We start from the raw sequence: 7914 nt of genomic DNA, 5'->3' as shown, positions 1-7914 counted from the left end.
AGCGTGATCGCATAAACGGCCCATTCCAGAATAAAAAAACCGACCGCGAGGATATCGACGAGATAGACGCGCATACATGCCCCTTTGAATGCGGTGGGGATGCTGCCATGCTGGCTCGATGACAGCAACGGGCGGTCACGCTTGGTACCTCAAATTCGCTGCACAAGCCGGGACGGCACACTGCAACCGTCAGGAGTAGACTAGTGCGGCGAATTTGAAGTTCCTATCAGTGTCGCTGCAAGTTCGTCATAGGAACTTCAAATTCAAAGCCGCACTAGAATCAAATAGGTACTAGAGCTCCTTTAATTCCGAAGTTCGCATCAGAGGTCGCTGCGATATCATGCGAACTTCGGAATCGGAGCTCTTGAAATGACTTTAAAGCTCGTCATCGGCAACAAGAACTATTCGTCGTGGTCGATGCGGCCATGGCTGGCGCTCCGCGCCAACAACATTCCGTTCGACGAGGTATTCGTCCCGCTCTACACGGGCGCGGCCGACAAGCAGCGAATTCTGGACGTGTCCCGCGCGGGCAAGGTGCCGATCCTGGTCGATGGCGAAGTCACCGTCTGGGATTCGCTTGCGATCATCGAATACGTCGCCGAGCGCTTTCCGGAAAAGCGGCTATGGCCAGAACATCCTGCGCAGCGCGCCCACGCGCGTTCGGTTTCCGCCGAGATGCATTCCGGTTTTGCGGCGCTCCGCAATGAATGCGGCATGAATCTGCATCGGCCCGTTCGCGCGATCGAACTGTCAGCCGATGCGCGTGCCAACATCGCGCGGGTCGAGCAGATCTGGGCCGAGTGCCGTCAACGCTATGGGCAGTCCGGGCCGTTTCTATTCGGCGCTTTCAGTGCGGCGGACGCCATGTTCGCGCCCGTGGTCCATCGCTTCCGCACCTACGCTATAGAGGTCGCGAAAGAGACGCGAGCCTACATGGACGCAATGATGGCGCTGCCGGCTTTTGCAGAATGGACCAAGGCTGGTCTTGCCGAGACGATCATCATCGAGAAGTTCGAGACGCCCTGATCGTTTGATTTGAACCGCTGGAAGCCGATTCGCGTCTGGTTCCAAGCGATTTTTCCACTTTCTCCGGGAACCATTCGCGTTCAGTTTTGCACTTTCTGTGAAACCGAATGCTCCCCCAAGCGTTAGCAGCGCATATTCTTATTGGGGGTGCACGATGGTCGGAAGAGGGTATTTGTCGCGTCAGGCGATGGCACTTTTGAGTTTCGCCCGCGCAACAGGGAACCCTGAATTGGCAGCATTGCTCGTCGAAAAAGCCGCCAGCCTCAAATCGCAGGCCGATGAGATGACATCCTCAAGTGACGCCAGCCCGAAAGCGCCGGACGTAGAGGCGGCACCTCCGTCCCGGACCAGCTGACACGGACCTGCCCTCGCTTCGATATGATGGATTTGTGACTGGCCGTTCAGGTGAGTTCTGCCCGTTCAGGTGAGTTCTGCGACGGCCGACGCCGCTTTTGTCCGTCGGATTCGGCGCTTGACCGGAACCGGCAAACGGGTCTGAAATCAGCGAACCAGCTTCGCCACCTAACCCACCTTCGCCACCTAACCCAAGAGGGTTCGACCATGGGCATTCTCGATTCATTGGAAAATTCACCGGCCTTCAAAGGCGCGCTTGGCCAGCTCGAGGCCTCCGTGCTGCCGACCGTGCTGGGCGAAGTGCTGGGCAACGGCGGGCAGGGTGGTCTCAACGCCATCGTTGCCAAATTGCAGCAGGCAGGCCTCGGTGACCAGGTGAAGTCCTGGATCGGCAATGGACAGAACCTGCCGATCACGGCGGAGCAGTTACAGCAGGTGCTGGGCAGCGACACGGTCCGCCAGCTCGCCGCCCGGTACAACATCCCGGTCGATCAGATCTCCCAGATCCTGGCGCAGCAGTTGCCGAAGGCCGTCGATCAGGCGAGCCCCGACGGGAAGCTGCCCCATACGGCCTGATTTCGAAAAAAGGTATTATTTGGCCGTCGGGCTACAACGCCCGGCGGTAATATGTGCTTGCCTGAACTTCTGGTCTTAGTGCAGGGCGTTTGCCAGATCCGACCGGCTATTTCGGCCCGCCAGAAGGGCCCCGGTCGGCCATTTATCTAACTGAAAAGCCTGCAAAATTAACGTGTTGTCATGTGCGGATCGCGCTGGCCAAAAAGTTTGGCCGCGTGCTATACAGCCGCTGTTTGTTTCAGTCGGCGACGCAAGTGGGACCTTGGGTGAGCGCCGGCGCCATGCGTGATGGAGATGGGCGTTGACACATAAATATAAGGTTGGAGAGACCGTCTATTTTACCGCCAGCAACGTTGCACGTCCGGCTGCGAGCGGGACCTACGAAGTGATCCGCCTGCTTCCGACCGATGGTGACGATTGCCAATACCGGATCAAAAGCTCCACCGAAGCTTTCGAACGCGTGGCCAAGGAAAGTCAGCTCGTACTTTCTTGATGTGACGCTGCGTGTGATGAAGCGAGTTCCGCTTCGTCCGCCGTCAAAAGGCCGGGTTCGCAGAAATAGCTTGGCGGCCGAGCTGGTGTGACGGTTTGGAAGCCCGCAACGTAACGGTATGCGTCGTGCGGATTTCCAGGGCAGAGCTATGTCAGCTGTCTTGCTGATGCCATTGGATTCGTAAACTCGCGAATGCCGAATGCGCCTTTGCCGAATTAAGGGACGCCGCGCATGAATTCGGCCTCGGCCAACACGCTCGATCAGTTGTGGCGTTCGCCTGCATTTCCGATGTGGCTGACGGTGGCCGCAGCCGGATTTTTCGCCTTTATCGTCCTGATCACGCTGCTGCGGGCCGAGAAGTCGGTGGCGAACGGCGCGCTGACAGTTATCACACTGCTTGCCGTCGGGGTTGCTCTTGCCGCAACCGCCCGCGGCTTTGGCTTCAGCGCTGGCGGCGCGGCGGAGGACGACCGCGCTTCTCCAATTGCGACGTCGAGCCTGCCGACGCTCGCCTGTGTCGACGATCTCGCTGGCGAGACAGTTCTGACCGCTTGCGAAAAGGCGGTGTTCGGCTCGCCCGAGTCCACCGCCGCAGCACTGGCCTATGCGGCCCGTCAAATCACCCGCCTGACCAGCTTCGGCGATGTCGCGACGGCCGACAAGAACATGACGCCGGAGATCGAGGCCCTACGCCACGCCGTCGAGCATGATCGGTATGGGCTGATGGCCCAAGTGATGGTCGTACGCGACCATTGCACGCCGTCGGACTGTGCCGCGTTCAAATCGCTGACCGATCGGAGACGGGTCTCGTCGAATATCGAAGAACGGACCTATGACGGCCTGGTCGGCCGCTATTCGATCACCTGGAACGCGGCGCCGGCGGTGCCCGCCGTCCCGCCGGTCGCAGCTCTTATTCCGGGGGTGCCGACCGGCCGGCCGACCAATGCCGAATTTCCGAGCGCTGCTTCGACGCCGCCCGTGAGCATCATGACACCGGAGCCCACGACGACCTCGCACACTTCGGCGGCCGAGCCCTCGCCTCGGCCGACGGCATCGCCACGGCCGGCGGCATCGTCGACCGCGGTGGCCAAGAGGCAGGCGACGCCGAGACCGGCCCATACGCCGGCTCCGGCGACGTCTTTGGCGCCCACAGCGTTAGCGCCGGCTGCTTCCCCCAATTGATTGCCGCCGCGACCTGAAGTCCCCATCGATTTCGTCGCAAAATATCTTTCCAGTGGAGTTTCGGATTTGTGGATTCGACATCGGCTTGACGAACCTGCGGCAAGGCGGGTAGCGAATGTCAAATCCACTCCACCAGTGTTTAGGCGACCGGCGCGATGCCGCTTCATCTGATCAAGCTTTGCGTTGGCTGCGACTCCGTGAAGGACCTCAGGGAGTGGGTTGCCGAACGCATCAAGACCGCCAAAAAGAAGAACCAGCCGCCCCATCATATTCACGTCACGCGAATGACGCCCAAGCGCGTGGAGGAGATCCTCGCCGGAGGCTCGCTCTACTGGGTCATCCGTGGCGAAATCGCCGCGCGCGAAAAACTGATTGGCATCGAGCCTTTTCGCGATAAAGACGGCATCGGCCGCTGTCGGCTGGTGATGCAGCCGAAAGTCATTTCGGTTTCACCGCGTCCAATGCGCCCGTTCCAGGGATGGCGGTACTTCGAGGCAGACGGCGCGCCGCCCGATCTCACGCGATCGGCGGCATCGGGCGTTGCGGCCATGCCCGAGCCCATGCGCCGCGAATTGCGCGATCTCGGGCTGCTCTAGCAATAGCCTCACACGGCGATATTGTCGATCAGGCGGGTTGTTCCGATCTTGGCGGCCACCAGGATACGCAGCGGCCCATCCTTGATCGACATGACCGGCTGAAGCGTTTCGGCGTGTCTCGTCTCGAAATAATCCACCGCGAAGCCGGCGGCGGTGATGGTCTCGACGGCGCTGGCCTGTGGGGCCTGGACCTCCTCGCCGGCACGCAGGCGCTGCGCCGTTTCCTTCATGGCCTTGAACAGAACCGGGGCGGCGCGGCGTTCTTCCGCCGACAGGTAGACGTTGCGCGACGACATCGCGAGCCCGTCGCGCTCGCGCACGGTTTTGGAACCGATCACCTTGACGCCGAGGTCGAGGTCGGCGGCCATCTGCGACACCACCCGCAATTGCTGAAAGTCCTTTTCCCCGAAGATGGCCATGTCGGGCCGGCATTGCGTGAACAACTTGCCGACGACGGTGGCGACTCCGCCGAAGAAATGGGGCCGGAAACGATCCTCAAGGCCGACCGTCGCGGGCCCATCCGTAATAATACGGCTCGCAAAACCGTCCGGGTACATCACCCTGACGTCGGGATTCCAGATCAGGTCGACACCCTCGGCCGTCAGCCTGGCAAGATCGGCCTTCCAGGTTCGCGGATAAGATCCGAAGTCCTCGGTCGGGGCGAATTGAGTCGGGTTCACGAAGAGCGACACCACTACCTTACGGGCGCGCCGCTTGGCCAGGCGAACCAGCGACACGTGCCCGTCATGGAGGGCGCCCATGGTCGGCACCAGTGCGACCGAGGCTTTTCTTGCACGAAGACCATCGAGCGCGCGACGCAGCGCGGGGATATTACGGGCGATCATGGGGCGTGAAGGCATTGGGTCTCAATCTTGTCGGGCGGGTGTCGAAATGAGGGGCACGGCGGGATCGGGCAACGTCTGACTCTAGTACCGCCGATCTGAAGTCCCTGCACCACAAGCGGCGAATTCGATCAGGGACTTCAGATCGATAAAGCGGTACTAGAATCAATAAGTTTATGAGTAGCCCATGATTTTCCGAAGTTCGTGAAGGTGGACGCTGCGATGGAGCACGAACTTCGGAAAGTGGGCATTAGTGGTCCGATTCTAACATTTGCATCCCGCCGCGGTAGGCACTTTTGCAAATGTCAGAATCAAAGGACCACTGGCAAATATGGGTTCCTGGTGGAGTTTTTGGATTTGACATTCGCATTTCGAATGCTCGGCTGAGGGGTAGCGAATGTCAAATCCACTCCACTGGAAGCTCTGCGGCCAGCCGCCAGGCGCGGCAAGACCCGGCCGGCATCGGCGCGATAGACACTTCGCAAAAATTTTTTCTGACAGCGAAGCCGCGCGTGATTCGCCGTTAAGGTTGGCGATACTTTGATTTGCGATGAGGTTTGCGCATTTAACTTGACCGCGCTTGCGCGTGACTTGAAGATGCGCAAAGGGGATCAAATGCATGTTGCTGCAGACTAGTCAGGGTCAGTCCGGCTCGGCTCATGTCGTCGTGCTGGGCAACGAAAAAGGCGGCTCGGGCAAGTCTACCACGGCCCTCCATGTTGCCGTTGCTTTGCTGAAGGCCGGCCAGCGGGTCGCCACCATCGACCTCGATTGCCGCCAGCAAAGCTTCACCCGCTATATCAATAACCGCCGCGCATGGGCGAATCGGACCGGTCTTGATCTCGAAATGCCGGTGCATCGATGCATCAAGCTCGGCCAGACGATGCTGATCGCCGAAAACGAGATCACCGAATTCGAGCAGTTCGAGGAATCGGTGAGGGCGGTCGAACACAGCTTCGATTTCATCGTGATCGATACGCCGGGTTCCGACAGCTACCTGATGCGTCTAGCGCACTCGATGGCCGACACGCTGGTCACCCCGATCAATGACAGTTTTCTCGATTTCGACGTTCTGGGAACCGTCGACCCCGAGACCTATTCGGTCACCGGCGAAAGCCATTATGCCGAGATGGTGCGCGACACGCGCCGCAAGCGCCGGCAGATCGACGGCGTCAGCACCGATTGGATCGTCGTTCGCAACCGGCTATCGATGCTGGGCTCGCGGAACAAACAGCTCGTCGCCGACGGATTGAAGCAATTGTCGCTGCGGCTTGGCTTTCGTTCGGTCGACGGCTTTGCCGAACGGGTGGTGTATCGCGAGTTTTTCCCGCGCGGCCTGACCGCGCTCGATGATCTTGACGAGGAGACGCTCGGTACGCGGCCGAACCTCGGGCATGTGACGGCGCGCGAAGAAGTCACGAGCCTCTTGCGCCAGCTCAGGCTGCCGCTCGACGAGCGCGGCCGACGCCGTGCCGCCAACCGCGCCGAGTGGTTCAGTCAAGTCGACAAGCCGTTGGAGCTTCACGACATCATCGGCGCCTGAGATCCGGTCCGGACTCCGGCGGCCAAGGCCTTCCCCGCTCGGCAGGCCTCCGCTCAATTGCGCGGATTCTCGTCATCGCCCGTTTACCAGGGCCTTGTTTTACCGAACCTTTACCCAAGATCTCAACCACCCTTTGATCCCCACGCGGCGATTTCCTCGCGCGTCCGGCGTGTCGTTTCGGCGGGTATTCGGTGCCGATGGAATGGTGCGTCGCACAACGATCGGGCGACGGAGGCCCAACATTTGGTCTTTCGGTCACCCCCGCGTGATTTTATATTGAGACAACGTGAAGCCGTGTCCGGACCTGAAATTCAGGCAATTGAAGCGGTCCTGCAGGGGACGAACATGAAACGTGGAATTGCCGTTCTGCTCTCGCTCTCCGTGGTGTTCGCGATTGGCTACTTCACCGCGAGCAAGTGGGCGATCCATCACGAGACGATGATGTTTTATGACGCGTCGCGCGGCGAACGGCCGGTCGCCGTCGACCTTGCGGTTCGCCGCGACCGTGAATTGCAGGCCGATGCCGGCCTGATCAAATTGCCGGTGGCGATCCTCAATCACGGCAACACCGTGAAGTTCACCGAATACTCGTTCCTCGCAAATCTCTTCGCCGCCCGCGGCTACATGGTGGCGAGTATCCAGCACGACCTTGCGACCGACGCGCCGCTGGTGACCAAGGTCGGCGAGCTCTATGTGGGGCGTCTGCCGCAATATCACCGGGGCGTCGCCAACATCCGCTTTGCGATCGACGAGCTGAAGAAGATTCAGCCCAACGCCGATTACGACCACCTGACCATGATCGGGCATTCCAATGGCGGCGACATCTCGATGTATTTCGCCAAACTTTATCCCGACCAGATCAAGAAGGTCGTGACGCTGGACAATCTGCGCGTGCCGTTCATGACCGATGGCCGCTTCAAGATCATTTCGTTCCGCTCCAAAGACCCGGTCTTCAAGCCTGATCCGGGCGTCGTTCCCAGCGACGATATCTGCAAGAAGGCGGGGATCACGGTGGTGCGCACCTCGTTCCAGCACAATGACATGCGCGATACCGGCTCCGATGAAGCCAAGGCGTCGATCGAGGAGACGCTCGACAAGATGCTGGATAAAGATAGCGATCTCCGGCCGGTTGAAACGACCAAGCCGGTGATGACCGATGCGGGACCTGTCGCCCCCTTCGTTCCCGTCGCGCGCAACTAGTGCTCCGATTCCGAAGTTCGTATCATATTGCGGCTCCACGTTTACGAACTTCGGAATCAAAGGAGCACTAGCCAATTATATGATTCTAGTGCGGTTTAGAAT

The 7914-nt window shown here is 59.9% G+C and carries 8 protein-coding genes; 7 read left to right on the top strand and 1 reads right to left on the bottom strand.

What is annotated here, in order from left to right; translation table 11 throughout:
• Positions 1–369: 369 nt before the first annotated feature.
• The 5 genes from M6D32_RS22710 (at position 370) to M6D32_RS22690 (ending at position 4227) form a co-directional block, all read left to right on the top strand.
• The gene (locus tag M6D32_RS22710) at positions 370–1026 is read left to right on the top strand and encodes a glutathione S-transferase family protein (RefSeq protein ID WP_298260474.1); all 657 of its coding nucleotides are present in this window, start codon (positions 370–372) and stop codon (positions 1024–1026) included.
• A 405-nt stretch (positions 1027–1431) separates the two neighbouring features.
• Entirely contained in the window at positions 1432–1956 is a 525-nt protein-coding gene (locus M6D32_RS22705; protein WP_366145853.1) for a YidB family protein, read from the top strand.
• Positions 1957–2257: 301 nt separating this feature from the next.
• Complete coding sequence (locus tag M6D32_RS22700) at positions 2258–2449, top strand: hypothetical protein (RefSeq protein ID WP_298260469.1); 192 nt, start codon at positions 2258–2260, stop codon at positions 2447–2449.
• A 231-nt stretch (positions 2450–2680) separates the two neighbouring features.
• Positions 2681–3631, top strand: a complete 951-nt coding sequence (locus tag M6D32_RS22695; RefSeq protein ID WP_298260467.1) for a hypothetical protein — start codon at positions 2681–2683, stop codon at positions 3629–3631.
• Positions 3632–3786: 155 nt separating this feature from the next.
• The gene (locus M6D32_RS22690; RefSeq protein WP_298260465.1) at positions 3787–4227 is read left to right on the top strand and encodes a DUF1489 domain-containing protein; all 441 of its coding nucleotides are present in this window, start codon (positions 3787–3789) and stop codon (positions 4225–4227) included.
• An 8-nt stretch (positions 4228–4235) separates the two neighbouring features.
• Here M6D32_RS22690 and panC read toward each other — a convergent pair whose 3' ends face one another.
• Positions 4236–5087 (bottom strand): pantoate--beta-alanine ligase, encoded by an 852-nt coding sequence (gene panC, locus M6D32_RS22685; RefSeq protein WP_298260463.1) that lies wholly within the window; start codon positions 5085–5087, stop codon positions 4236–4238.
• Positions 5088–5688: 601 nt separating this feature from the next.
• Between panC and M6D32_RS22680 the strand changes: the two genes are divergently transcribed.
• Both M6D32_RS22680 and M6D32_RS22675 read left to right on the top strand, forming a co-directional pair.
• Positions 5689–6612, top strand: coding sequence for a division plane positioning ATPase MipZ (locus M6D32_RS22680; RefSeq protein ID WP_298260461.1), 924 nt, complete (start codon positions 5689–5691; stop codon positions 6610–6612).
• Positions 6613–6957: 345 nt separating this feature from the next.
• Entirely contained in the window at positions 6958–7812 is an 855-nt protein-coding gene (locus tag M6D32_RS22675) for an alpha/beta fold hydrolase (protein WP_298260459.1), read from the top strand.
• Positions 7813–7914: the final 102 nt, after the last annotated feature.

This window comes from Bradyrhizobium sp. (assembly GCF_027307225.1).
Taxonomy (GTDB): domain Bacteria; phylum Pseudomonadota; class Alphaproteobacteria; order Rhizobiales; family Xanthobacteraceae; genus Bradyrhizobium.
Note: the sequence above shows the minus strand (reverse complement) of the source record. Positions and strands in the feature narration are given on the sequence as shown.

Excerpts from the sequence above, each read along its gene's own strand:
- M6D32_RS22710 (WP_298260474.1), top strand. The coding sequence starts at position 370 with ATGACTTTAAAGCTCGTCATCGGCAACAAGAACTATTCGTCGTGGTCG.
- M6D32_RS22695 (WP_298260467.1), top strand. The coding sequence starts at position 2,681 with ATGAATTCGGCCTCGGCCAACACGCTCGATCAGTTGTGGCGTTCGCCT.
- M6D32_RS22690 (WP_298260465.1), top strand. The coding sequence starts at position 3,787 with ATGCCGCTTCATCTGATCAAGCTTTGCGTTGGCTGCGACTCCGTGAAG.
- panC (WP_298260463.1), bottom strand. The coding sequence starts at position 5,087 with ATGCCTTCACGCCCCATGATCGCCCGTAATATCCCCGCGCTGCGTCGC.
- M6D32_RS22680 (WP_298260461.1), top strand. The coding sequence starts at position 5,689 with ATGTTGCTGCAGACTAGTCAGGGTCAGTCCGGCTCGGCTCATGTCGTC.
- M6D32_RS22675 (WP_298260459.1), top strand. The coding sequence starts at position 6,958 with ATGAAACGTGGAATTGCCGTTCTGCTCTCGCTCTCCGTGGTGTTCGCG.